Origin of the sequence: Pontibacter toksunensis, assembly GCF_042686245.1 — a bacterium.
Lineage (GTDB): Bacteria > Bacteroidota > Bacteroidia > Cytophagales > Hymenobacteraceae > Pontibacter > Pontibacter toksunensis.
In genome coordinates this window covers 69,775-93,893 of record NZ_JBHUOX010000008.1, presented here as the reverse complement: position 1 = coordinate 93,893, position 24,119 = coordinate 69,775, and the positions used below count along the sequence as shown (strand labels likewise).

Annotated in this window: 19 protein-coding genes; 8 read left to right on the top strand and 11 right to left on the bottom strand. The window is 48.4% G+C overall.

The features are described from left to right. Window positions 1–375 precede the first annotated feature (375 nt). The 3 genes from ACFS7Z_RS12340 to ACFS7Z_RS12330 form a co-directional block, all read right to left on the bottom strand. A complete protein-coding gene (locus tag ACFS7Z_RS12340; RefSeq protein WP_377484928.1) occupies window positions 376–1,776 on the bottom strand; it encodes a RagB/SusD family nutrient uptake outer membrane protein in 1,401 nt (466 codons plus the stop codon). A 30-nt stretch (window positions 1,777–1,806) separates the two neighbouring features. Continuing rightward, entirely contained in the window at window positions 1,807–4,824 is a 3,018-nt protein-coding gene (locus tag ACFS7Z_RS12335; protein WP_377484926.1) for a SusC/RagA family TonB-linked outer membrane protein, read from the bottom strand. A gap of 814 nt (window positions 4,825–5,638) precedes the next feature. Beyond that, the gene (locus ACFS7Z_RS12330) at window positions 5,639–6,460 is read right to left on the bottom strand and encodes an MOSC domain-containing protein (RefSeq protein ID WP_377484924.1); all 822 of its coding nucleotides are present in this window, start codon (window positions 6,458–6,460) and stop codon (window positions 5,639–5,641) included. A gap of 188 nt (window positions 6,461–6,648) precedes the next feature. Here ACFS7Z_RS12330 and ACFS7Z_RS12325 point away from each other — a divergent pair, with 188 nt between their 5' ends. After that, a complete protein-coding gene (locus ACFS7Z_RS12325) occupies window positions 6,649–8,607 on the top strand; it encodes a M1 family aminopeptidase (RefSeq protein ID WP_377484922.1) in 1,959 nt (652 codons plus the stop codon). A gap of 175 nt (window positions 8,608–8,782) precedes the next feature. Here ACFS7Z_RS12325 and ACFS7Z_RS12320 read toward each other — a convergent pair whose 3' ends face one another. Together ACFS7Z_RS12320 and ACFS7Z_RS12315 are read right to left on the bottom strand one after the other, a co-directional pair. Beyond that, window positions 8,783–9,133, bottom strand: a complete 351-nt coding sequence (locus tag ACFS7Z_RS12320) for a TM2 domain-containing protein (RefSeq protein WP_377484920.1) — start codon at window positions 9,131–9,133, stop codon at window positions 8,783–8,785. A gap of 4 nt (window positions 9,134–9,137) precedes the next feature. Then, complete coding sequence (locus tag ACFS7Z_RS12315; RefSeq protein WP_377484918.1) at window positions 9,138–9,437, bottom strand: DUF2752 domain-containing protein; 300 nt, start codon at window positions 9,435–9,437, stop codon at window positions 9,138–9,140. A gap of 108 nt (window positions 9,438–9,545) precedes the next feature. Here ACFS7Z_RS12315 and ACFS7Z_RS12310 point away from each other — a divergent pair, with 108 nt between their 5' ends. From ACFS7Z_RS12310 to ACFS7Z_RS12300, 3 genes are all read left to right on the top strand, one after another. Further along, entirely contained in the window at window positions 9,546–11,000 is a 1,455-nt protein-coding gene (locus ACFS7Z_RS12310) for a PQQ-dependent sugar dehydrogenase (RefSeq protein WP_377484916.1), read from the top strand. Window positions 11,001–11,008: 8 nt separating this feature from the next. Next, window positions 11,009–11,368 (top strand): c-type cytochrome, encoded by a 360-nt coding sequence (locus tag ACFS7Z_RS12305; protein ID WP_377484914.1) that lies wholly within the window; start codon window positions 11,009–11,011, stop codon window positions 11,366–11,368. Window positions 11,369–11,599: 231 nt separating this feature from the next. Then, window positions 11,600–12,130 carry a dihydrofolate reductase family protein gene (locus ACFS7Z_RS12300; protein WP_377484912.1) on the top strand — a complete coding sequence of 177 codons (531 nt, stop codon included), beginning with the start codon at window positions 11,600–11,602 and terminating at the stop codon, window positions 12,128–12,130. Window positions 12,131–12,306: 176 nt separating this feature from the next. Here the strand turns inward: ACFS7Z_RS12300 and ACFS7Z_RS12295 are convergent, their stop codons facing one another. The 5 genes from ACFS7Z_RS12295 to ACFS7Z_RS12275 form a co-directional block, all read right to left on the bottom strand. Next, a complete protein-coding gene (locus ACFS7Z_RS12295; protein ID WP_377484910.1) occupies window positions 12,307–13,131 on the bottom strand; it encodes a hypothetical protein in 825 nt (274 codons plus the stop codon). A gap of 250 nt (window positions 13,132–13,381) precedes the next feature. Further along, a complete protein-coding gene (locus ACFS7Z_RS12290; protein ID WP_377484908.1) occupies window positions 13,382–14,254 on the bottom strand; it encodes an SMP-30/gluconolactonase/LRE family protein in 873 nt (290 codons plus the stop codon). A 468-nt stretch (window positions 14,255–14,722) separates the two neighbouring features. Beyond that, entirely contained in the window at window positions 14,723–14,956 is a 234-nt protein-coding gene (locus tag ACFS7Z_RS12285; RefSeq protein ID WP_377484906.1) for a hypothetical protein, read from the bottom strand. A gap of 297 nt (window positions 14,957–15,253) precedes the next feature. Further along, a complete protein-coding gene (locus tag ACFS7Z_RS12280) occupies window positions 15,254–16,519 on the bottom strand; it encodes a DEAD/DEAH box helicase (RefSeq protein ID WP_377484904.1) in 1,266 nt (421 codons plus the stop codon). Between the two features lie 168 nt (window positions 16,520–16,687). Next, on the bottom strand, window positions 16,688–17,431 hold the full coding sequence (locus ACFS7Z_RS12275; RefSeq protein WP_377484902.1) for a hypothetical protein: 744 nt from the start codon (window positions 17,429–17,431) through the stop codon (window positions 16,688–16,690). Between the two features lie 305 nt (window positions 17,432–17,736). On the opposite strand from ACFS7Z_RS12275, the gene ACFS7Z_RS12270 reads away from it, so the two are divergent. The 4 genes from ACFS7Z_RS12270 to ACFS7Z_RS12255 are packed head-to-tail and all read left to right on the top strand — an operon-like array spanning window position 17,737 to window position 23,025. Continuing rightward, window positions 17,737–18,435 carry a TetR/AcrR family transcriptional regulator gene (locus ACFS7Z_RS12270; protein ID WP_377484900.1) on the top strand — a complete coding sequence of 233 codons (699 nt, stop codon included), beginning with the start codon at window positions 17,737–17,739 and terminating at the stop codon, window positions 18,433–18,435. A gap of 4 nt (window positions 18,436–18,439) precedes the next feature. Then, a complete protein-coding gene (locus tag ACFS7Z_RS12265) occupies window positions 18,440–20,179 on the top strand; it encodes a peptidase domain-containing ABC transporter (RefSeq protein ID WP_377484898.1) in 1,740 nt (579 codons plus the stop codon). A 6-nt stretch (window positions 20,180–20,185) separates the two neighbouring features. Continuing rightward, a complete protein-coding gene (locus tag ACFS7Z_RS12260; protein WP_377484896.1) occupies window positions 20,186–21,553 on the top strand; it encodes an HlyD family secretion protein in 1,368 nt (455 codons plus the stop codon). Window positions 21,554–21,561: 8 nt separating this feature from the next. Then, window positions 21,562–23,025, top strand: a complete 1,464-nt coding sequence (locus ACFS7Z_RS12255; RefSeq protein ID WP_377484894.1) for a TolC family protein — start codon at window positions 21,562–21,564, stop codon at window positions 23,023–23,025. A 98-nt stretch (window positions 23,026–23,123) separates the two neighbouring features. On the opposite strand, the gene ACFS7Z_RS12250 is transcribed toward ACFS7Z_RS12255, so the two are convergent. Further along, a complete protein-coding gene (locus tag ACFS7Z_RS12250; RefSeq protein WP_377484892.1) occupies window positions 23,124–23,939 on the bottom strand; it encodes a sulfite exporter TauE/SafE family protein in 816 nt (271 codons plus the stop codon). Between the last annotated feature and the right edge of the window lie 180 nt (window positions 23,940–24,119).

The window sequence follows — 24,119 nt, the reverse complement described above, 5'->3', positions numbered from 1 at the left end:
GAGCAGAACGAGAGATTTCCCGCTTTGTTGATAGCTTCCTATTACTATGCTATATACCAATAGGGCTACTTTGGGCTCTCAAGATGAGAGAACAAACTACATAGGTAGAATGCGCAGAGATCCTGCAACATCTTTTCACTTCATCTTGCGGTTACTTTTATTCTTGCAGTGGAGCCTCATCGAATTTTGTGCTATCGTTTTTTCCCTCCCGTAAAATATGATAGCGATACTCCTGAGAAAATAAGCAGTACTTAACCAGGATGTTGTTCTTTCTCGATACTCTATCAGACTATCTATTCACCTAATTTGAGGTACAGGTAAAAAAAATAAAGGGTAGACACGATGTCTACCCTTTATTTTTTTTATGAGATTAAATTAATAACCGTCATTTTGTACAACGTTCGGATTTGCATCAATCTCCCCTTGTGGGATTGGCTGAATGCGTCGTGGATCGTCAACTGGAATCAACCTGGCAGAAGCCGGCTGCTGATCAGTACGTGCTATAGGCATGTTCAGGCGTGACAGGGTCCAGTAACGGTGTCCTTCGAAAGCTAATTCTTTGCGTCTCTCAACAAGAATGTCCTGGATCAGCTGCTCTCCGGTAGAAGTATATGGCGCAACCCCTCTTTCCACAACCAGCATGTTTAAGATTTCAAGTGCCTTGTCCTCTTCACCTGTTCTTGCATATGCCTCTGCCAATATCAATAGTACTTCAGAGTAACGGATTACTTTGATATCATCCTTATCAGAAGGGTTGGTACGGTTTGAATATTTATTGACGATGTAAGCAGGCTTAACGTTACCACGCTCTCCCACTAATATCACACCTAAGCGCACATCACCTTCTGTATAGGTATTATACAGATCAGTGGTTGCTAAGATGTCACCGTATCCTCCCTGGTCATAGATGTTAGCCAGCGCGTTCGAACCGTTGTTATCAATAGCATCTATTGAAACTTCAAAGATAGTCTCATCCATGTTAGAAACAGGAGTAGGGTTCTTCCAGTAGCTTACATAATTAGCTGCTGTAACAAGCTTGTAACCGCTGTTAGTAACAACATCTAAAGCTGCAGCTTTCGCATTTTCATAGTCTCCCATGAACAGGTAAGTACGTGCCTGCAATGCTCTTGCTGCATATTTGCTCATGTAAGACGCATCTTCAGCAGCTCCCGCTTCCATCAGATCATATGCTTTTGCATAATCCGCGATGATTTGCTCATAAACTTGCTGCACTGAACTACGTGCTGGCTCTGCATTTTGCTCGTACACGGTCACGATGGGTACACCTGGAGCACTTGGGTCCACAGTATATGGTGTTGCAAAGAATTTAACCAACTCATGATAAGCCAATGCTCTTACAGCATACGCCTCCCCTGTTAACTGATTTACTACATCAGCATCAGCATTTGGTAACTCTGCGTTGATAACTGTATTAGCTCTCAGGATTGTCTCATACAGGTTATTCCACATTTCAGTTGGCTCTGCACTGGAGGCAGTAAGGGTAAAGTTGTTCTGGTTGAGATATCGCCCGGAGTTGGTAGGAGCAATAAATGTGTTATCAGCCAGTAAGTCACCCAGTACAGGTATGTTTCTGCCAAAGGTCTCAAACGTACGCAGCGAAGCGTACACACCATTCATGGCCGCCTGCATCTCTTCTGTTGTAGTTATTGCACTACCAATCGGAACTGAGGCATAAGGCTCTTTTTCCAGGAAATCGTCCTCACATGAACTCAATAACATAGTTGCTGAGAGCAAAGACATATATATGAATTTCATTTTCATAATCTACTTAATTAACTCTTATAATTAGAAACTAACATTCAAACCAACAGTAACCGCCTTTGAAATCGGAACGTTCGCATTTTGAATACCATTAACACCTGCTTCCGGATCTATCGGAAGGTCTTCATCATAAACCTTTGTTAACAGGTTTGTACCGCGTACATAAACATTAGCTCTGGATAGTTTAATTTTCTCTACCCACTGAGTTGGCAGGTCATAACCAAGCTGCAGGTTTCTCAGGCGAATAAAGTCTCCACTATACAACAGTCTTGTTGAGAAGCTGCTTGAGCTGTTTGTTAGGTTATATTCATATCTCGGCACATCAGTAATGTCGCCTGGCTCCTGCCATCTGTCTAACACTTTGCTGTATTTGTTTGACAATGGATATGAACCATCAATCAGGTAGTATTCCCATGAATCTCTTACATAGTTACCAAAGTTGTAAACCACCAAGGCGTCTAATGTAAAGCCTTTGAAAGAGAAGGTATTGTTGAAGCCACCAAAGTACTTTGGAGATGCACTCTCATAAGGTACGCGAGCAGCTTGGCCATACACTTTTGTAGTCTCTGTTTTCTCAGCATCTCTCCACCACATCGGATCACCTGTATCAGGGTCAACACCAGCCCACTGGCGCACATAGAAAGTTCTGTAATCTAATCCCTCTCTAAGAATGAAAGAACCATCGATGATGTCTTCACCTTCAGGAAGCTGTGTGATTTCGTTTCTGTTGGAAGCAATGTTGAAGCTGGTTCTCCACTTGAACTCGCCATCAATCGGGTAACCTGTAACTGAAACTTCAAATCCTCTGTTCTTCATCTCTCCGATGTTTTCCAGGATAGTTGTGAAACCAGTAGTTCTGGAAATCGGACGGTTAAAGAGCAGGTCGCTTGTAGTTCTTATATAGTAATCTGCCGTTAATGATAAACGATCGCTCAGGAAGCCAAGGTCTACACCCACGTTGAACGGCTTGTTTAACTCCCACGTCAGCGCAGTATTACCTATGTTTGTGAAAGCACCACCAGGCTGCTGGTTGTAGTTGATGCCGTAGCCATACAATGGTCTCCAAGTATAGTTGCCGAAATTATCTGACAGAGCGGCGTTGCCATTCACACCATAAGAAGATCTAAGTTTCAGGGTCGACACTACATCCACATCCTGAAAGAAGTCTTCCTGATCAACATTCCAGGACGCACCTACTGACCAGAAATTACCGTATCTGTTGTCCGAACCGAATCTGGAAGAACCATCACGACGGAAGCTACCGCTCAACACATATCTGTCAGCGTAGGAAATGTTTGCTCTTGACAGAACAGAGGAGAAGGAGAAATCGTTACCCGTTGCTGCTGCATCCACAGGGCTTGCTGCTACTACTGTACCAGTCAAAGCTGTTGTAGGCGGGAAGTTGTTCGCGCTGCTTGTAATTCTGTACTCACTTGACTCTTGTGCCTCATAACCAACTGTTACATCAGCAGTTAACCTATCAACACCTGGTACTGTAAAGCGGTAGTTTAACAGGTTTGTAGCTGTCCAATTGAAGATACGGGTGTAATAGTCAAAGCCGTAACCACCGTAGTTTCTACCATCACCATGGAAAGGGTTCCAGTACATTCTCTCTTCCAGATTTATAAAGTCAACACCTACTTGAGAACTAAAACGCAGGCCTTTCGCAATGTTCCAGCCTGCTCCTACTGAACCGAGCAATTTAGTGTTCGACAAGTCTCTCTTGTCATTATCCACCAGGTAGAGTGGGTTATAGTTACCGGAGAAACCAAGTTCACCACTACGGTTGATGTTAGAAGTTCCGTCAGCATTGTATGGGTTCTGAGTCGGCAAAAGGAATCCAATAGCACCTACAGGGTTTGCAAAAGCACCACCGTTAGAAGGTGAGTTCTGGTCTATGTTTGAAGCATTAAAGGTCGAGAAGAAGTCAATCTTTTCGTTAACGGTGTGGTTCAGGTTTAAAGTACCTGAAATTCTGCGCAGTTCTGATCCAATCACAGGGGCTTCTTGGTTGAACAAACCGGCAGATACGAAGAATTTGGTTTTCTCATTACCACCAGAAGCCGATAAGTTGTAAGTTGACTGTGTTCCTCTTCTAGTAACCAGGTCTCTCCAATCTGTATCTACTTCAGAACCTGCCCCTAAAGATTCCAGGTAAGGGTCAATATCAGCTGGGCTTTCGCCAGCGTTCACAAGACCTTCTCTTGTAATCTCTAGCCACTGTTCTGCGTTAAGGAACTTACCGGCATCCGGCACCTTCGCAAGGTCTGTATAACCATGTTCAGTAGAGAAGTTGAACTTAGTTTTTCCGGCAACCCCTTTTTTGGTTGTGATCAGGATAACTCCATTCGCACCTCTTGAGCCATAAATAGATGTAGATGCTGCATCCTTTAAAACGGTCACGCTTTCAATGTCGTTAGGGTTCAATCCCGCCAACTGGTTTGAAGTGGTTGATAGTCTTGAAACGTCACCTGTATTGATAATAACCCCATCCACAACATATAATGGATCTGAACCGGCATTTATTGAACCGATACCTCTGATACGAATCTCCTGATTAGCGCCTGGCTGTCCTGAAGCACCAACTGATTGCAGACCAGCCACCTGGCCCTGCAATAACTGGTCAACAGAAACAACCGGACGATCTTCAAGATCTTCTGTACCTACCGTAGCCACAGAACCTGTCAGTTCTTTTGCAACCGTAGAGCCATAACCTGTGATTACCACCTCCTGCAACTGCTTTTGGTCTAATGCAAGAGTTACGTTGATAGTACTTCTGCCATCTATAGCAACCTCTTGGTTAGCGTAACCGATGTACCTGAAAACTAAAGTATTATTATTTGCTGGAACGTTAACTAAGTAACTTCCGTCAGCGGATGTTGTAGCACCAACAGTAGTGCCTTTCACAATTACAGAAACGCCGGGAAGTCCCTCCCCGGAGCTTTGGTCGGTTACCCGCCCCGACACAGTTGTGCTTTGTGCATACACCTGCTGCAGCAAGGCAAACACCAAAGCAAAACTTAGTAGTAGTACTCTTTTCATACTAGTTTTTTGAGTTAAAAATGTTTGTTAGTTGTTGTTTAGACATTCAAAGTTAAGTCTAAAATTTTAATTGTAAAACTAACCTACCTGGATAAGAGCCAATTGCAGGGATTTAAAAGAAGGTATCGAACGTAAATTATAGAAGTTTATCCCGAATATGAAATTATTAATACAGGACACAATCTCTTGCTAATCAACGCATTGAATAATATATTAAAAATGCGATAAATATTAATTTGCTATTTTGCTGTTAAACCACAGATTCATTCAGGATTGAAGGTTTATTAGGTTTCCCGAATTCGACATAAAGCATATTACATTTTACAAATCTGCTCTACTTTTAGCTATAAAAATATAAAGAACTCAGTTAACATACCCCTTGTGTTAAAGTATAGCAAAATAAGTATTGCTTTCTTCAGATAGTTATAGCTTTGTATCTTTCAGCTAGTTCTTTATATAATTTGTTTAGAATCAGGCACCAATAGGACTTGTGAAAAAGTCAGGAAAGGAAGTGCACTCATAAGCTTGGCTACAGGAAGAGAGAAGAGAATAACAAAATGCAGAACTGCAGAAGCCAAATTTGTCTAATGTTGCGGAGAGCAAAGCCAGGTATCCCATGCTCATCACAGTAAACTTGATTCTTGCTCATCTAATGCTACACATTTAGCTCGAAAGCCTTGTATTTTTATCCTTTAGAAAGAGCCAAGCATCTCATTTTCAAATGAACTTCAGTTGCCTTATCGGACCTGTACCTCCAAAAGCAGTAACATACCTACAGGTGGTAGTAGCCAGAATGTTGCCGAACATTTAGCCACTACTTCCGCGAAAGCACTTCCAGTTTATCGCCGACTTTAACAGAACCTGCTGCACTACCGGATAAAAGGTTCTGCCCGAAGATAATCTTGTGGCGGACTTGCCGGTATGTTGCCAGCGTGCGAAGGGGCTCTGCGCTTTTCCCGGCTGTTTCCTGGTTGATAGTAGTCACCACACAACGTGCTACAGGCTTTACAGCCTGAAAAGGAATTTCTCCTATCAGAAAGTCGCTCCAGGTATCCTCTTCAAAAGCTGCTCCACCCCGGAACACGAAGTTAGGCCTGAACTGATTTATAGGCACAGGCTGATCTAACCGGCTGTTGAGGTCATCCAATGAAGCCTGCCCGATAATGATAAAAGGATACCCATCTGAAAAACTTACCACCTCGCCATTCCGGGCGTACTCCGTATCTACGAGGCGCCGGGCCTGCTCCAACATACGCACCAACCGCGCCGGCATTCCGAGTGCTTCTGTGAACCAGGCACTAATCTCAGGACCCACCTCCTGCGCAGCCAGTGTGTCATCCCAAACAGTTACCTGAAGTTCAGGCGCTGCTGCATCTTTTATTCCAAAGGGAATGAACAGCGGCTCCATCTCCCCCTTCTTATGGCTCACCGACAAGCCCTCCTCCAGCAGCGACACCTGCAACAACGCCATCCGGGCATGCTGCCGCTGCGTCAGGAAGTTTCCCTTTTCATCTACCAGCATCCAGCGGCGGTCGTAGCGCAGGCCACGGTCTTCTACTGCTGCTGTGGGTACGCTTATGCCTCCTAAAGATTTGATAGGGTAAATGTAAATTTCAGATAAGTACAGGTCAGTCATTAAATTTAAGAATGAATGTAGCCCCCGACACAACACAATGCGGTGTAGCAGGAGCGCAATTTATGTTTTGCTTACCTACATTCAAAAAATCATTACTAATTACAAAGCACCCATCCAGAAGAAACCGTAACATCTTGTATTGTACTACTTTTAAGAATTCTTTCGTTCCTGCACTACAACCTCATATTATGTTTATCAGAAATCTGCTTCTTATACTCTCTGTCTGTCTCTGCTATCAAAGCGGGTGGGCACAAAGTATGAATTCCTGTGCCGAAAGCCGTCTGCACACCGTGCAGCGGCAGGCGGCAGCCACGCCTGAACACCAACGCCTGATGAACCAGTACGACATGACTTTTTACAGACTGGACCTGCAACTGGAACGAAACAGCACTTACATTGCCGGCAACGTTACCTTGGCTGCTAAGGTACAAGTGGCTCCACTCACAGCCTTCGCTTTCGAGCTTCACCCCAATTTCCAGATTGACTCTGTACTAATAAATAATGTAAGAGAAAGGGTGATAACACGAAACGCCGGTGATGTAGCAGTAGCACTATCCACTCCCATTAATGCAGGGGCCTCCGTTACCGCCATCATTCACTACAGAGGAACTGCTCCCTCTGGCGCCGGCGCTGCTATTGGCAACGGGTTCAGCACAGCCATTGAGCCCACCTGGGGCAACTCCGTTACCTGGAGCCTGAGTCAGCCTTATGCTGCTTACGAGTGGTGGCCAACCAAACAGGTCCTTACCGATAAAGCCGATTCCGTGCATGTGCTTGTTACTACCAGCGCAGAAAATAAGGTTGGTTCAAACGGGCTGCTGACACGCGTAGTAGACTTACCAAACAATAAGAAACGCTTTGAGTGGAACTCGCGTTACCCGATTGACTATTACCTGGTGTCTGTAGCGGTTTCTGACTACCAGGAGTACCAGATAAATGCAAACCCGAAAGGCGCTGCAGCACCTGTTCCTATTCTAAATTATGTATACGGAGGAGAAGCGCTTGCCTTTTATAAAGCAGAGATAGACCAGACTGCCCCCTTACTGGAACACTTCTCCGACCTGTTTACGCTTTACCCTTTCCACAAAGAAAAGTATGGGCACAGCATGGCACCGATGGGTGGCGGCATGGAGCACCAGACAATGACAACGCAAAGCACCTTCTTCTTCACCCTCACGGCTCATGAGCTGGCGCACCAGTGGTTTGGCGACCACGTTACCTGTGCCAGTTGGCAGGATATCTGGCTGAACGAAGGGTTTGCCTCTTATGCGGAATACCTGGCCCTGCAGCGCTTCAGCCCAGCAAATGCCGGCACCTGGATGCAGGATGCACACAACTTTGCCCTGCAGCGCCCTTCCGGGAGCCTTAAAGTCAGAGATACCACCAGCGTCAGCAGAATATTTGACTATCGCCTGACATACAAAAAAGGAGCTGCTGTGGTGCACATGCTGCGCTTTGAGGTAAATGACGATGCCTTGTTCTTTGAGGCCCTGCGGAACTACATGCGGCAATACGGCGGAGGCACAGCTTCTACCGCTGACCTGCAGCGGGTATTCGAGGAAACAACCAACATGGACCTGGATTACTTTTTTGATCAGTGGTACAGCGGTGAAGGATATCCCATCTTTAATATTGAATGGAATCAGGAGGGCAACAGGCTGCTGATAGTAAACCGCCAAAGCACCAGCAGTTCTTCCACCCTTTTCTTCAAAACTGACCTGCAGTACCTTATCCGGACAAGCACCGGCACCACCACCATTCGCGTGACTCAGGACGAGCCACTGGAGCAGCACCTGCTGGAGATACAAGGCACAGTAACAAGCATCGAGGTAGATCCTCAGAACTGGGTATTGAACACGACACTGCCGGCACGACAAAATGTTGTTTTAGAAGTGCCGCTACTGGAAGAAACTGTACTTTATCCTAACCCCACACCGGGCTTCGTACATATCGATAACTTACCCTTTGGGGCTACCTCTGCCATGGTATATAACTCCGTGGGGCAGGTAGTCTTGCGCCAACAACTAAAAGAAACGATGAATGTAAGGCTGAATGTTTCTGAACTGGCTGCAGGATACTACATTCTGCAGTTGAGCAACGGCAGCCAGCGCTACCGTAACCGCTTCATCAAAGTTGGCGGGAGGTAAACATCAGCAAGCCTGACGTGGAGTAACTAAATTGGAGTAGTATAACGTCTGGGATGAACAGCGGCATACTTTTATGATAACGCAGGCGCACCGTACGCCTGCGCTATAAGTTTAGCCACGTCTCCTGCCCCTGTCAATCCTTCAAAACGAACTTTTTCATTTCTTTCCTACTGTATCACGTGTACTGCATCATGTACAACACCCGTTGCGCTTCCTTTACATTGTATTCAAAGGTCAGTCGCTTGTAGTTGATGGCATCGATGATGGTACCTACAAAGCAGAGGCCACCGGTAAAGAAGTAGAGCAGGCCCATTCCAATCTGGCCGAGTAGAAACCGGTGCACACCGGCTACACCCACTAACCCGATGAGGGCTGTAATAAGGGTTAGTTGTGAATCTTTGCGACGGGAACGGTAAATATGCACAAACCGCTGTGCCTCCTGGTCCGACATGTCTTTCACCAGCGTCTGGATGTAGTTCATTTCCTCCGGGTCGAGCTCCGGCATCAGGTTCAGAATATTAGCCATAGTTTTATATTAGATTTTTCATGTCAGGTTGGCGGTAGGACCAGAGCAGCAGTTGCCCACAACGCCACAATAAGATCAGGACTGCTGGCAGCGCCAGCGGATGCGCCTCCCACGATGCCTGCCACTCACCCCGAAAAAGGTAGGCAATGCCATGCCCCAGGCCACAGCCCCAACACCCACTCTCCCATATCCAACTAAAGGGGCACAGGCTGAACAAGTGATTTCCGTCAGGCTCCATCAGCGCCAGCACCCCTATACCCAGCCCCCAAAACAAAATCTCAGACAGGCTGTTTTTCTGTTTCAATGCTGCCAGATACTGCTTTTGATGAAGGCTTGTTTTCAACTTCGGTAATGGTAAGACGTACTGAATGATTAAGTTATAATTTATACTAAATATTTTGATATCCCAAATATGAGGTCTTTTCGATACCTGCTCCCGCTGCTTTTTACCTTTTCTTTAAGCGGCTGCTTCAGACTGCTTTCCTCCGACGGAGGTGGCCAGGGAGACATCCGCATGAATGTTCGCCCTGTTGACCCAGCCGATATTGCCCTGCCTGCCGGGTACAAAGCTGAGGCAGTGGCCACAGGACTGACTTTTCCTACGGGAGTAACATTTGATGACCAGGGGCGGGCGTACGTTATAGAGGCAGGATATTCTTATGGCGAGGTATTCCTGGAGCCCCGGTTGCTGCGTGTGGAACCGGACGGCAGCCTCACTACCATCGCTATCGGCGCTAAGAATGGCCCATGGACAGGGGTTACTTTCCACAACGGCAGCTTTTATGTGTCGGAGGGCGGCGAACTGCTGGGCGGCAAAATCCTACGCATTTCTCCCGAGGGCAACATCACGACGCTGCTAGAGAATCTCCCCACCATGGGCGATCATCATACCAACGGTATTGTAGTCGGCTCAGACAACAAGTTATACTTCTCGCTGGGCACGGCTACCAACTCAGGCGTTGTTGGGCCGGACAACTATGATTTCGGCTGGCTGAAACGTTACCCGGATTTCCATGACATTCCTTGCCAGGACGTGGTGCTGGTAGGCAGAAACTACACCAGTGAGTTACCTCCCGAGCCTGAAAGGGAGAAACACACGACAGGCGCCTATTCCCCCTATGGCACCCCCACTACGGAGGGCCAGGTAATAGAAGGCCGGATTCCCTGCTCTGGCGCCGTGCTGCGCATACCCGTGGAAGGTGGTGCGCCGCCTGAACTGATAGCCTGGGGCTTCCGCAACCCTTTCGGACTGGCCTTTTCGCCTGCGGGTAAGCTGTATACAAGCGAAAACGCTTTCGACGTGCGTGGCAGCCGCCCCATTTGGGGCGTAAGTGATAACCTTTGGGAGGTGCAGGAGGGCATGTGGTACGGCTGGCCGGATTATGCCGGCGGAATGCTCATAAACGGAGAGCGCTTCGAAGCCCCGGACAAGAAGGCACCGCAACCCCTGCTCGCACAGCACCCCAACACCCCACCCAAGCCTATCGCTAAGTTGGGTGTACACTCCTCCTCCAACGGCCTTGACTTTTCCCGCAGTGATGCTTTTGGTTATAAGGGGCAGGCCTTTGTGGCACAGTTCGGTGACCAGGCACCGGATGTAGGTAAAGTGCTGGCTCCAGTGGGATATAAGATAGTGCGGGTGAATGTGGAGAATGGCGTGATTTCAGATTTCGCAGCTAACAGGGGGAAAATAGTGGCGCCTGCCTCCAAGCTTAAAACCGGTGGACTTGAACGGCCAATCAGTGTGAAGTTCTCGCCAGATGGAGAAAGCCTCTACATTGTAGACTTTGGCATCCTGTACATGGGCGGAAAAGAAATGAACCCGGAGGTAAAAACCGGGGTAGTCTGGAAAATCACAAAGAAGTAGCTTCACCTATGAAAAGACATTTTATACTCACTGCTGGTTTGTTCCTTTTACTCCTGCTTAGCAACTGCGGCACAGCCCGCAGAGGAGTCCCTATGTTTGACCCTGTAAATTTAGAAAATCAGGCATTGGCGCAGGGAGAGAAAGTATACATGTCGTACTGTCAGATGTGTCATCCGGGAGGTACGGCTGGCCTGGGTCCTGCCATCAACAACAAGCCCCTTCCTGGCTTCCTGATTAAATACCAGGTACGCCATGGCATTGGTATGATGCCAGCCTTTAAGGAAGATGCTATTTCAGATAAGGAACTCGACAACCTGGTAGCTTACCTGAGGGTGCTTCGCAAATCGAAGGACAAAGAATTGATGTAAAGGAAATAGCTAGTATACTTATGTAGTGCGAGTCTTGTATCGTTATAAACAAAGAGGCACCAGCAATTAGGTTGAGGCAGAAGCTTTGCGCGCCGTAAAGCTCTTGCCTGGCGAGTTGATTCCGGCAAGGGTAAACGGGCAGAATGTGCGCAGCATTGTACAAGTACCAGCGAGGCTCAGCATAGAGTGACATAGATTTTTATTCATTATCAGGCTATAACCAATAAGCACATGCGAAAGGTTGTTCTCTACATTGCCGCCAGTTTAGACGGCTTTATTGCCCGCTCCGACGGCAGTACAGAGTGGCTGCACGACGAGATATACACCATAAAGGGCGAAGACTTCGGCTATAGTGAGTTCCTGCAGTCCTTTGATACTACCCTCATGGGCCACAGCACCTATGAGGTGATTCTTGGCTTCGATATGCCGTTCCCTTACCCTGACAAAGCAAACTACGTCTTTAGCCGCTTTGCCGGGCATACCGATACAGAATTTGTAAAGTTCATCCATACTGACGCAACTGGGTTTGTACAGCAGTTGAAGCAACAACCCGGGAAGGACATCTGGCTTATTGGTGGCGGGCAATTGAACACGCTCCTGCTCAATCACGGCCTTATTGATGAGATCATCCTCACCTATATACCACGAGTATTGGGCGAAGGAATACCGCTTTTTGCACCTGGGGCACAGGAGACTAAGCTAAAAGTGAAGAGCAGCCAAAGCTACGAGAATGGCTTTATCCAGGTGAGGCTGGGGAAATAGATGCCTCTCTGTAGCTGCCAGGCCTGCTTTTTATCTTCATTCTGCACTTTATACTGGCAACGATTGCTGGTTTTAAACGACTACCAGCTTCAAACACATATAAACACGCAGGCCAGCTGAAGTTGCTGGCCTTCGTGTTTATGGTATAAATTCCTGTTTCTGACTTAAGCTTATTTTTAGAAGAAGGCAATGGCTTCTGTATTGTTATAAGCATCAATCACTTCAAGTAAATCTACTGTACGAACTGATGCTGTAGCCACGCCGGCACCTACCCCAACAGGCACCCCTACAATGAATGCAGTGGCAAGCGGAGGTGCAGCAATACCCACTATGGTAAAGCCCAGGCCGCCTAAAGCAATGTTTTTAATAAGCTCTTTTCTCTTTGCCTTGTGCTTATGCTCCCTTATAAGTTGCTCTGCTGTTTCGTTACCCGTCACCATAGCAGTTAACGCAGCTACAGCCTGGTCATGTTCATGCTTCTTTCCAAAGTCCAGAGACTGCAACTGCCCGCTACCGTTTCGGCTGATATGGGTGATATAGCTGGCACTGTTTTCAGCGTAATTGCTGTAGCCGTTAATTTTGCCTTTTATTACCGAGAAAAGCCACTGGTTTTGATAAGAAGTACCGGCAACAGTGTCTCCTGATGCTATGTCAACCCTATAAATGTATTGGGTGTCCGATGCTTTAACCGATCCGCCTCTGTAAGCCAGGATGTATGTGGAATCATCTTTAACATACTTGATATGCCCTGTAACTTCCTTCTCGGCACCGTCCTTATACAAAACCTTAAAAGTATAGACGCGATGAGACTTGAAAAGATTGGACTTTGTCTTTTTGTCTGAGTTGCTATTTCCTGACACGCCCGCCTGCCCAAACGACCTTACATTAAAATTGTTTAATTCTTTGTCTTTCTGTTGAGGAGATTGAGCCTGCGCTTTAAACCCAAAGCATAAACTAAAAAACAATCCTAACAACACCTTTCCTGCTGATATTCTTTCCATGATGCCAATATAAAGGTCTATATATATAGTATCCTAATAAGCAGCTTGCAATATTAGAAAATTTATAAAACTACTTTATTCTCTTCACTAGTCATCTGAAAAGCAATAGCTATACACGGAGAAAGAACCATCAAGTAAAGGCCGGAAAGTATGGCTTTTAAAATATATAATGACGCAACAAAGCTAGGTTCCATAAGAACGGGCAAGACTCCAGGCAGAGTGGCGGCAGAGTTTCCGTGAGCTAAAACTACTAAAGGTCTCCTGTATAAAAATTTACCGGCACACCCTGAACGCAAGGCTTGAAACAAAATATACCGCCGCTGTTAGGGTGTTGCTCTAGCTGCTCCGGCGTCAGCCACTCCCGGGCAGTCGTTATATAGAGGGTCTTCAGATTACTGCCGCCAAAGGCAAGAGAGGTAACGTTCAGGGCAGGTACTTCCACGCGCGCTAGCACTTCACCAGTAGCGGGGTCAGCACGTAAAATAGCGCTGCCTCCCCACAGCGCTATCCATAATTTGTCTTCAGCGTCGATGGTCATACCATCCGGTGAGCCTTCCATAGACGCAGGCATGCGAAACGCAATCCTGCCGTTGCTGATACGTCCGGTTCTCTCTTCATAGTCGAAAGCCTGCACCGCCAGGGTTGGTGTGTCTACATAATACATGGTCTTTTTGTCTGATGACCATGCAATGCCATTTGAAATGGTGATATTGTTTATAACCTGATGAAAGCTTTTGTCTTTGTCCATGCAATACAAGGCAGCTGCTCCTGCCTTGGTATCGTAGGCCATGGTGCCTACCCAGAACCTACCGACGGGGTCTGCTTTGCCATCGTTAAAGCGCACAAGCGCATCATTTACAGGCTGCATCACCAGAGTGAGTTTGCCGGTACCCGTGTTCATTTTATAGATGCTGTTTTGGACAGCCAGTAAAACACCGCCCCCTTTAACCGGCACTACCGTACCCACCTTTCCGACCACCGGATACCTAGTGTCCTTTTTTGTGGCTGGGTCATAGAAATGCAGTTCCGCCGCTTCTATATCCACCCAGTACAGCTTTTTTTCTGTCGGGTGCCAGATGGCACCCTCTCCCAGTTTGGCTTTGGCGTCGAGTACCAATTTCACAGATGTATTTTGGTGTAAACCAGAAGATTCTAACATAGCAGTATCAGTATTAAAGAGAAAACCTTCATCCGGAACAATAGGATGCAGGTAGGGCTTACGCAAAAATGCAGGCAAAGAATACTCTACGCTATGGTGTTTTCCTGAAGCGCTCATGCTGCTTCTGTTTTCTTTTCTTATATAGTTGCTAATATAGTTGCTAACCGGTTTTGCAGGCAACGCCCCGACTATACATGAACTTGCATGATGCTGTGTGCAGGCAGGCGCTATAATAGAAGAGAGAAAGTGTTGGAGAGCAGGAAGCTAAAAAGGTTGGTTTGTGTGGTTGATGCAACGGGTCTGCTGGCTTAACAATAGCGGCCACTTCAACTGGTATGAAGTGGCCGCTGTTTACAGAAGAAACGCTATCTTCTGTCTTTTAACTCTTTGGGTAAACTGTTGATGGTTTGTGGCTTTTGCAGGAGTCAAAGCTTACAAAGGCTTAGGTCTGTCGGAGAGGCTACAACTTGGATATATTTGTTCCTCCCTTTTTTGCTCTTCTTCCTTTTGATGCTTCTTTTCCAGCCTCTCTTCATCCAGCATCTCCTGATTAACAGCATCAGTGAAACCCCTGGTGAAGCCAAAGCTATCATCCACGGATCTTTGGCTATAGTTCCAGGTATCTGATATCCATCCCGGACCGGTATTTCTTCTGGGTCTTCTCATCACACACTCTCCTTTCTTTAAAACGTACAGAAACTTACTTGCAAAATTTATTTGGTTGATTTACAATATTTTATACGTTATTATTTATAAATAGTGCAGCAGCAAAAGAGAGTTAACCAAAATCAATAAGGAACGACAACAGGTTCAGAACGAACCAGGCACATTGTGAACTATAAGACAGGTGTATGGAGGATTTTGAAGGCAGAGGAAGCAGGCGCACTTTTCCACCAACCCTTAAACAGGAAGACCTGCACGAGTAGTATCCGTGCAGGTCTTCCTGTTTATGTTACAGCGCCACTACTTCTTCTTTTTTGCTTTTGCTTTTGCCTTTTTGGCTTTGGCGGCTTTTACTTTCTCATCAGACTCCTCTGCCTCCTTTAGCAGCGCTTTCCAGTCGTACTTGGCTTCGGCGCTGAAATCGATGGTGGCTTCATAGTCCTCTTTGTCCACTTCCAGCACTTTAATGTCTTTAGTAAGGTAAGTCTGAATCTCATCCAGGATTGGCTTTTCTTCAGGGGCACAAAAGCTTACCGCAATACCCTTGGCTGTGCCGCGGCCTGTGCGGCCTACGCGGTGCACGTAATTCTCCGGCTGCTCCGGCAGGTCATAGTTCACGACATAGTCAACGTTCGGGATATCGATGCCGCGTGCGCTCACATCGGTGGCAATCAGCAACTTGGTATCGCCCTTCCTGAACTTCTTCATGGCATCAAGGCGGTCTTTTTGCTCTTTGTCGCCGTGAATGGTCATAGAATCAATTTCCACGCGCTCCATAGCTTTCATCACACGCTCTGCCCGCACCTTGGTGCGCACAAACACCAGTATTTTCTTATCAGGGTTTTCCTTTACCACACGCTCCAGGAAAAAGCGCTTGTCATCCATGTCCACGTACATCACGGAGTGGTCTACGTTCTTCGCTACAGGGTCTTTCGGTGATATCTGTATGCGCACCGGCTTGTTCACCAGCGAGTAAGCCAGTTCCTTAATTTTTTCGTTGATAGTGGCCGAGAAGAACAGTGTCTGGCGCTGGCGCGGCAATTTTGTAATCAGCTGCCGTATGTCGTGTATAAAGCCGAGGTCCAGCATGTGGTCGGCCTCATCAAGAATCAGCACCTCCACGCGGTGCATCTGTATGTATCCCTGGCTCACGAGGTCAAACAAGCGGCCCGGCGTAGCTACCAGCACATCAATGCCTGCCTCCAGCTTCGCAATCTGCGGCCCCTGCTCTACCCCACCGAACACACAGAAGGTATTCACGCGGGTGCCTCTGCCAATCTCATTAAACACCCCTGTAATCTGGATAGCCAGTTCCCGTGTAGGCACCATCACAATGCACTTGATACCGTCGCCGCGCTTCCTGTTCTTGCTAAACTGTAGCCTGTCCAGCACCGGAATAGCAAAGGCCGCCGTTTTTCCCGTACCTGTCTGGGCAATGGCCAGCACGTCCTCACCCTTCATAATAGGCGGAATGGCCTTGTACTGGATGTCGGTGGGCTTCGTGAAATTGAGCTTGCTTAAGCTTTTCTTTATTTCATCAGAGATGCGGTAGTCTTCGAACTTCATGGGTATGTGATTTAATGGCTACTGCCCTTTCATACGGCAAAAGCGGAGTGCAAAGGTAACGCTTCTTTTTGGCATCTTCTGCCTGGGTATTCCGTTCCACTTTATCAACACCCTTACCTGCACAAGCCGGCAGCCCACCAAACGCCTTTATCTGTTCTTAATAGAGGCTTACTCTTTTATCACCAGCGCATTTTCCCCAAGCTCTTCCTTCATCACTAGGTTCAGATCATGTAGTGCCTGCACACAGTCGCCGGAGTAGGCGGAGCCGTGCATGGTGGCCAGGGTTGTGGGCTTCAGGTTTGCCAGATCTTTGAGCATACGCGCCGTTTTATGTGTGTAGGGCATGTAGTCGGCTAAAGGCGACTGCTGCATGTTTTGGAGCGCCGTCTGTACTTTTTCTATGATATCAGCAGATGTGATTGCGGCGCAGTTGCCGTTGTGATGGAAAAGATCGGAGCAGAGCAAGGTCTTGTTTTTTTCCTCGAACAGGACACCTGCATCCCAGCCGTGTGGCAGGTGTGGGGTCGGTACAAAGCGGTAGCTGTACTTGCCTGTCTGCAGCACCTCTGTTCTCGATAAGCCTCTTGCCGGCCGTATGGCAAAATCGCCCATGTTCACTACGGCTCCTACTTCGCTGCACACTGCCTGGGCATGCGGTGCTATAGCCAGCCAATCGTTCAGAGAGCCGCACTCGTCTACCTCAAAGTGGCTGAAGCCTATCCACCTGAGCTTTTCAGGAGAAATAACCTTTGCAACAGCTTCTTTGAGCATCGGAAACATACTACGCATGCCGGTGTGGTAAAGCATCGGCTCCTCGTCTTTTATCAGGAAGTGGTTGAACTGCATATCGAATGCGGGAATATACAGGCTGATTCGATAAAGGTCCGGGGCAATTTCATCGATAGTCGTCATGGCATTAAGATTAAAAACAAACTACAAAACGTTAAAATACAGTCAGTTAACGTTCTATTATTTACGTCATTTTATAAAAAGAAGCTTACCACTATTCGTGCTTCAGAAGAAAATTCAAAAGATATGTAATAGTTCTGAAAACAATTTTGATAGTATTACTATTAAACATGAAAGTTTTTGTAACTTTGCGCCGCCTTAATGGTTAAAGAACTAAAAAGACGGTTGCACCGGCTCCTGCACAGAACCGGATGCAACGTAAATAAATTAGCAGACTCAGTAGAATATAAAAGACATAAGAGGATAAAATGGCCACGAACATACACATCACCCTGGATCATAATTCCTACCTGCGCGAGCCGGAGAGTACTGAACTGGGCAGAAGAATCATCACAGAAAGCATTAGGATGATTGATGCACTAGGCTTTGAGCAGTTTACCTTCAAGAAACTGGGAGCAGAGATAGGTTCTACAGAAGCTTCTGTTTACCGCTACTTCGAGAACAAGCACAAGCTGCTGGTGTACCTCGTGTCGTGGTACTGGGCATGGGTAGACTATACCGTTACGTTCCAGACGCACAACATTCCAGACCCGCGCCAGCGCCTGAGCAGGGCGCTGGATGTCCTGACAAAGGCCGGGCAGGACGATGACCCGAGTGTAGCTTACATAGACGAGCGCATCCTGTACCGCATTGTAGTGGCGGAGTCGTCTAAAGTATACCATACAAAGGAGGTGGATGCCGAAAACAAGGAAGGCTATTTTCTGGAGATAAAGCGCCTTTGCCGCCGTCTGGCGCAGATGGTACTCGAAGTAAACCCGGCTTACCCTTACCCGCATGCCCTCATCAGCACCATAATGGATGCGGCACACCAGCAAATGTACTTTGCCAGGCACCTCCCGTCGCTCACGGAGGTAAAAAAAGCGCAGCACCCGGAAGAGGAAACAAAAAATTTTCTGGAGCACCTGCTGTTCTCAGCCATTGACAGTATAAAACAAAACAAGCAATAAAATCATGGCTAAGCCAAGCACTCAAAAGCATGCAACGCCCATGCAGCGTTTCCTGAACCTGCTTTCTATAGAGAAACGTGAAATTATTTACCTCTACGTGTATGCTGTAGCGGCAGGACTTATCAGTCTGGCGCTGCCATTGGGCATACAGAGTATTATCGGCTTTGTGTCCAGTGGGCAGATATCAGTTTCAGTAGTGGTACTGATTAGCCTGATCGTGCTGGCTTTGCTCATCGTAGGCGGTTTGCAGGTAATGCAGCTGTGGCTGGTAGAATACCTGCAGCAGCGCATCTTTGTGAGGCACGCCTTCGACTTTGCCTACCGTATACCACGCCTTCAGGCAGAGGCCCTGCAAAAATACTACCCGCCGGAACTGATGAACCGCTTCTTCGATGTGGTATCGCTTCAGAAGGGGCTGGCCAAAATACTGCTGGACTTTTCCACTGCTGTTATCCAGATCGTTTTTGGCCTGATCCTGCTATCGCTTTACCACCCTTACTTTATCTTTTTAGGGGTAATACTGGTGGTGGTACTCATCTTTATTATCTGGAGAACCGGCGACAAAGGTGTGGAGACAAGCATAAGGGAATCCAAGTACAAGTATAAGCTGGTGGCATGGCTGGAGGAGATGGCTCGTTCCCTGAGCACTTTTAAGCTGGTAGGCCATACCAACCTGCCAATGGAACGCACCGACGGCTATGTAAACAGCTACCTGAAAGTGCGGAAGGAGCATTTCAACGTCCTCATGACACAGTACCTCAGTTTTGTGGGCTTCAAGACCTTTATTACAGGCGGTCTGCTGGTGCTGGGCTGTATTCTGGTGGTGCAGCGGGAAATCAACATCGGCCAGTTCGTAGCCTCCGAGATCATCATCATCTTGATTATGACGGCAGTGGAAAAGATTATCATAAAGCTGGACACGGTGTATGATGTGCTGACAAGCCTGGACAAAATAGGGCACGTAACAGATTTGCCTATAGAAGAGGTGAAGGGCATCAAACTGGAGGATCTTCCGCTAAATGGTGGGCTGAGTATACAGGTACAGCACCTCCGTTACCGCTACCCTGACGCCAAGAAAATCACGCTTGAAGACATCAGCTTCAACGTAAAGCCTTCGCAACGCATTTGCCTGGCAGGCTACAATAACTCCGGCAAGAGCACACTTGTCAGCCTGTTGCTCGGCCTGTACCCGTCCTATGAAGGCGGCATCATCTACAGCGGCGTCTCGCTCCGTGACCTGCACATCGGCAACCTGCGCAGCCTGATAGGCGACAATATGTCGAAAGAGCAGGTTTTTGACGGAACATTGCTGGATAATATCACAATGGGTGGAAACCTGCCGCTGCAGGACGTGCTGTGGGCGATAGACCTGGCAGGGCTCAGTGAGTTTGTGCATGCGTTGCCGGAAGGGCTGCAGTCTTACCTGGTTGGCGGAAGCCAGCGTCTGCCGGGTAGTATTGCCCGCAAAATAGTGATGGCCCGCACCCTGGTAAGGCGCCCCAAGTTGCTTATCATTGACGACTTCTGGGTAGGCATGAGCAAAAGAGAAAAGATGCACCTCATGCGCACCCTCACCAGCGAGCAGTTTGACTGGACGATGATCATCGTATCGAATGACCTGGATGTGATGGAACTCTGCGACTGCACATTACTCCTACAGAACGGGAGATTGGTGGCCTCTGGCAGCTATGAACAGATTCGCCAGCACGAACTATTGAAAGAACTCACAGAAGTAACAGCTTAAAAAGCAATGGCAAAGATAGTAGAAGACAACAGCCAGACAGATTATATGCACCTGGAGGCGATGAAGCAGGTGCAGACGCCCCGACAGGGCCGCGTCTTAACCTACTGGATTGGCGGCATTTTCCTGGTGGTACTGCTGTGCCTCTTTTTACCCTGGACCCAGAACATAGATTCGCAGGGTGTTTTAACAGCACTTACGCCACAGGACAGGCCCCAGACGGTAGAGGCTGTTATAGCCGGGCGAATAGAGCAGTGGTACATTATGGAAGGCACTTTTGTAAACAAAGGCGATACCATTGCCAGCTTATCCGAGATAAAAGAAAAATACATGGACCCGAACCTGCTCGTGAACATCAATGAGCAACTAGAGGCAAAGCAGGGTTCTGCCGTGGCAACAAGGGAGAAAGCCCAGGCTATGCAGGAGCAGATACAGGCGCTTCGGGAGGGCCTGGTGTTCAGCCTTCAGAAAGCCCGTAACAAAGTGGAGCAGACACGCCTGAAACTGCAGAGCGATAGCATGGATGTGGTAGCGCAACGCACAGAGCTTCGGATTGCCGAAGACCAGTTTGCCCGGCAGGAGAACCTTTATAACCAGGGCCTGAAGTCGCTGACGGAGTTGGAGCAGCGCCGCCTGAAGCTACAGGAGTCTCAGGCAAAACTTTTATCCGTGATCAACAAGTACGACGCTTCACGTGCGGAGCTGCAGAATGCCCGCACAGAGCTGAATTCCCTACAAGCCGAGTATGCCGATAAAATTGCGAAGGCAGAGGCGGAGCTTAATGCCACCCGGTCTTATGTTTTAGGCACACAGGCTGAAGTAGCGAAACTGCAGAGTGAGTACAACAGCACGCAGGTCAGAAGCCAGTACTACCATATTCTGGCACCTCAGGCAGGCTATCTGGTCAGGACGCTGAAAGCAGGTATCGGCGAGACGGTAAAAGAGGGCGAAGCATTGGCAACCATCATGCCACACGACCCGCAGCTGGCAGCGGAGTTGTACGTGGATGCACTTGATCTTCCGCTGATAAAACCGGGAGATGATATGCGGCTGCAGTTTGAAGGCTGGCCGGCCCTGGTTTTCTCTGGTTGGCCGGGCGCCAGCTTTGGTACTTTTGGTGGCGAAGTGGCCGTGATAGACAACACGGGCACCAACGGAAAGTACCGCCTGCTGGTAGTGCCGGACCCGAAGCAGGAGGATTGGCCTGATGCCCTGCGTGTTGGCTCCGGCGTGCAGGGCTGGGCGATGCTGAACACCGTGCCTATCTGGTACGAGCTCTGGCGCCAGCTGAACAACTTCCCTGCAGACTATAATGGTGACACGAAAGCAGAGGCGAAAGTCAACAAAGCACAGGCTCAGGCGAGCTACGAAGAATAAGCGGAAGCATGACACTGAAGAATAGATATACAATGCTGTTGCTGGCGCTTGTGCTGCTTGTGTCCGGGATGCCTGCAGCACGGGCACAGGTACCGGCTGCTACCCAGCCACAGGCAAAGGACTCAGCCCAGGCACTCACGCTCCGCGACTTCCACCGCCTCATCCTGCAGCACCACCCGGTTGCCTCGCAGGCAGCCCTGCTTACGGAGCAGGCACGCCAGGAACTGCGGATGGCACGCGGCTCTTTTGACCCTGTTATCAGCAGTAAAGTATACCGCAAAGAATATAACGGCAAGGAGTACTATAACCTCTGGAGTAACACCCTGCGCATACCCACCTGGTTTGGGCCGGAGTTGGTAGCCGGATACGAGCAGACGCAGGGGCAGTACCTGAACCCGGAGGTCAGCACGCCTGACAGGGGCCTGAGCTATGCCGGAATCTCGGTCCCTCTGGGCCAGGGGCTGTTTATTGACGAACGGCGCGCTATTCTCAGGCAGGCAAGCCTGATGCAGGGAATAGCAGAGGCAGAGCGGGTCAAGCTCATCAACAAGCTCCTGCTGCAGGCTACCAAAGACTACTGGGACTGGCTCCTGTACTTCCGGGAAATGCAGCTGTACCAGGAGGCGCTGGAGCTGGCTTCGTTCCGGCTTCAGGGAGTGCGTATACGCGTGCAGGAAGGAGACCTCGCCGCCATCGACACCGTAGAGGCCCTCGTGGCGGTACAGGACCGTCTGGTCATGCTGCAGCAGGCCCAGCTGGCATACACTAACTCCAGGCTGATGGTGGCCACGCATCTCTGGGGACCAGACCAGGTACCGCTCGAGCTGCAGGAAACAACGATACCAGTCTTACTCGGCAGCGAACTTACTTCATTGCCACAGGACTCGGTGCAGCAGCTGTTGGTAATCGCAAAGGCAAACCACCCTGAGCTGCGTAAACTCTCCTTAAAAGGGCAGCAACTGGAAGTAGAGCAGCGCTTTGCTGCAAATAAACTGTTGCCCAAACTAAACGCAGAGTATAACGTGCTGCAAAGCGATTTTTACCTGGACTCCGATGTGCTGGAGCGCCAGCATTTGGGTGCGAACTATAAGCTAGGCGTGAGTTTTAGCATGCCTTTGTTTCTGCGGGAGGAACGTGGCAAGCTGCAGCTCACAAAAGCCAAGCAGCAGGCAAACAGCCTGGAGCTGATACAAACTGCGCGCGAAGTGGAGAACAACCTTTTAGCTGCCTTCAACGAGTGGCAGGCACTGGAAGAACAGATAAGGCTGCAGGAGCGCATGGTAGAGAATGCCGAAACGCTCCGCAACGGGGAAGTAATCCGCTTCCAGAACGGAGAAAGCTCCCTGTTCCTCGTGAACGCCCGCGAGGTAAAACTCATGGAAGCGCAGTTGAAGCTCTATGCCCTCCGGGCTAAGTATGCCAAAGCCAAGACAATGCTCTATTGGTCTGCAGGTGAGATTGTGGTGGATTAAGAGGGAAGCAATAGTTGACAGAAATAGCGGATAAAACAAAGGGAGGCGCAATGGGTTGCGCCTCCCTTTGTTTTTGTTGCAGCCGTTCTACTATCCCATCACCCTTTTCTGCTAAAACATTGCCCCACGGAAGCAGCCAGTCTGGCAAAGTCCTCCCCGCCGGCACCGTAGGTATCATAGCCAAATTTCAGGATGATGCCGGTCACCACTACCAGAAATAGCACCCGCACAAAAGCAGTACCGCGCGTAAGGGCTGTGCGCGTACCCAATTGGGAGCCGATAACGCTGCTAACGGCCATTGGGATGGCTACCTCATACAGGATATAACCTTTGTAGCCGAAATAAAGCAGCGCCGACAGGTTTGTAGCTACGTTCACGACTTTGGCTGCTGCTGATGCCGCCAGAAAGTTAAAGCCGAAGATGCCGATAAAGATGAATATCAGAAAACTGCCGGTGCCGGGACCAAAAAAGCCATCGTAAAAGCCAATGACCATCCCCATAACCAAGCCATACAGCTTTTCTTTCGCCAGCGTCAGTTTGGGCGCATGCAGGGCCCCAAAGTCTTTTTTGATAAGCGTGTACACCGCCACCAGCAACAGCAGGATGAGCGGCTTCAGCAGGCTGGCATCGAGATGGCTTAAGGCACGGGCACCTAGAAACGAGAACACAAAAGCCGCAATAGCCGCAGGCAGAATAGCAAGGTAATTGATTTTGACGCTGCGCACGTAACGGACCATTGCAGATGTGGTACCGGCAATAGAGGCCAGCTTACCTGTACCGAAGATGGTAGGCACCGGCACACCCGGCAAAAAGATGAAGAGCGCAGGCAGCTGTATCAGGCCTCCCCCTCCTACCACTGAATCAATAAAACCCGCCATAAAAGCAAAAAGACACAGGTATATAACTTCCTCCACCGGGCATTAAATAACAAAAGGTATACGATTGATAAAAGTGGCGCAAGATACATGACGCCAGTTTATTTACAGCTTCTCTCCTCACTATTTTGTGCAACATTGATGGATGGTAAGGTCGCTAATATATTCCTTACCAGATGGTACAATTATTGAACTCGCATTCCTACAGAAGATGTTTAG

What these genes read in the sequence shown, in the direction of transcription:
- ACFS7Z_RS12340 (WP_377484928.1), bottom strand. Translation starts at nt 1,776, where the DNA reads ATGAAATTCATATATATGTCTTTGCTCTCAGCAACTATGTTATTGAGT.
- ACFS7Z_RS12335 (WP_377484926.1), bottom strand. Translation starts at nt 4,824, where the DNA reads ATGAAAAGAGTACTACTACTAAGTTTTGCTTTGGTGTTTGCCTTGCTG.
- ACFS7Z_RS12330 (WP_377484924.1), bottom strand. Translation starts at nt 6,460, where the DNA reads ATGACTGACCTGTACTTATCTGAAATTTACATTTACCCTATCAAATCT.
- ACFS7Z_RS12325 (WP_377484922.1), top strand. Translation starts at nt 6,649, where the DNA reads ATGTTTATCAGAAATCTGCTTCTTATACTCTCTGTCTGTCTCTGCTAT.
- ACFS7Z_RS12320 (WP_377484920.1), bottom strand. Translation starts at nt 9,133, where the DNA reads ATGGCTAATATTCTGAACCTGATGCCGGAGCTCGACCCGGAGGAAATG.
- ACFS7Z_RS12310 (WP_377484916.1), top strand. Translation starts at nt 9,546, where the DNA reads ATGAGGTCTTTTCGATACCTGCTCCCGCTGCTTTTTACCTTTTCTTTA.
- ACFS7Z_RS12305 (WP_377484914.1), top strand. Translation starts at nt 11,009, where the DNA reads ATGAAAAGACATTTTATACTCACTGCTGGTTTGTTCCTTTTACTCCTG.
- ACFS7Z_RS12300 (WP_377484912.1), top strand. Translation starts at nt 11,600, where the DNA reads ATGCGAAAGGTTGTTCTCTACATTGCCGCCAGTTTAGACGGCTTTATT.
- ACFS7Z_RS12295 (WP_377484910.1), bottom strand. Translation starts at nt 13,131, where the DNA reads ATGGAAAGAATATCAGCAGGAAAGGTGTTGTTAGGATTGTTTTTTAGT.
- ACFS7Z_RS12285 (WP_377484906.1), bottom strand. Translation starts at nt 14,956, where the DNA reads ATGAGAAGACCCAGAAGAAATACCGGTCCGGGATGGATATCAGATACC.
- ACFS7Z_RS12280 (WP_377484904.1), bottom strand. Translation starts at nt 16,519, where the DNA reads ATGAAGTTCGAAGACTACCGCATCTCTGATGAAATAAAGAAAAGCTTA.
- ACFS7Z_RS12275 (WP_377484902.1), bottom strand. Translation starts at nt 17,431, where the DNA reads ATGACGACTATCGATGAAATTGCCCCGGACCTTTATCGAATCAGCCTG.
- ACFS7Z_RS12270 (WP_377484900.1), top strand. Translation starts at nt 17,737, where the DNA reads ATGGCCACGAACATACACATCACCCTGGATCATAATTCCTACCTGCGC.
- ACFS7Z_RS12265 (WP_377484898.1), top strand. Translation starts at nt 18,440, where the DNA reads ATGGCTAAGCCAAGCACTCAAAAGCATGCAACGCCCATGCAGCGTTTC.
- ACFS7Z_RS12260 (WP_377484896.1), top strand. Translation starts at nt 20,186, where the DNA reads ATGGCAAAGATAGTAGAAGACAACAGCCAGACAGATTATATGCACCTG.
- ACFS7Z_RS12255 (WP_377484894.1), top strand. Translation starts at nt 21,562, where the DNA reads ATGACACTGAAGAATAGATATACAATGCTGTTGCTGGCGCTTGTGCTG.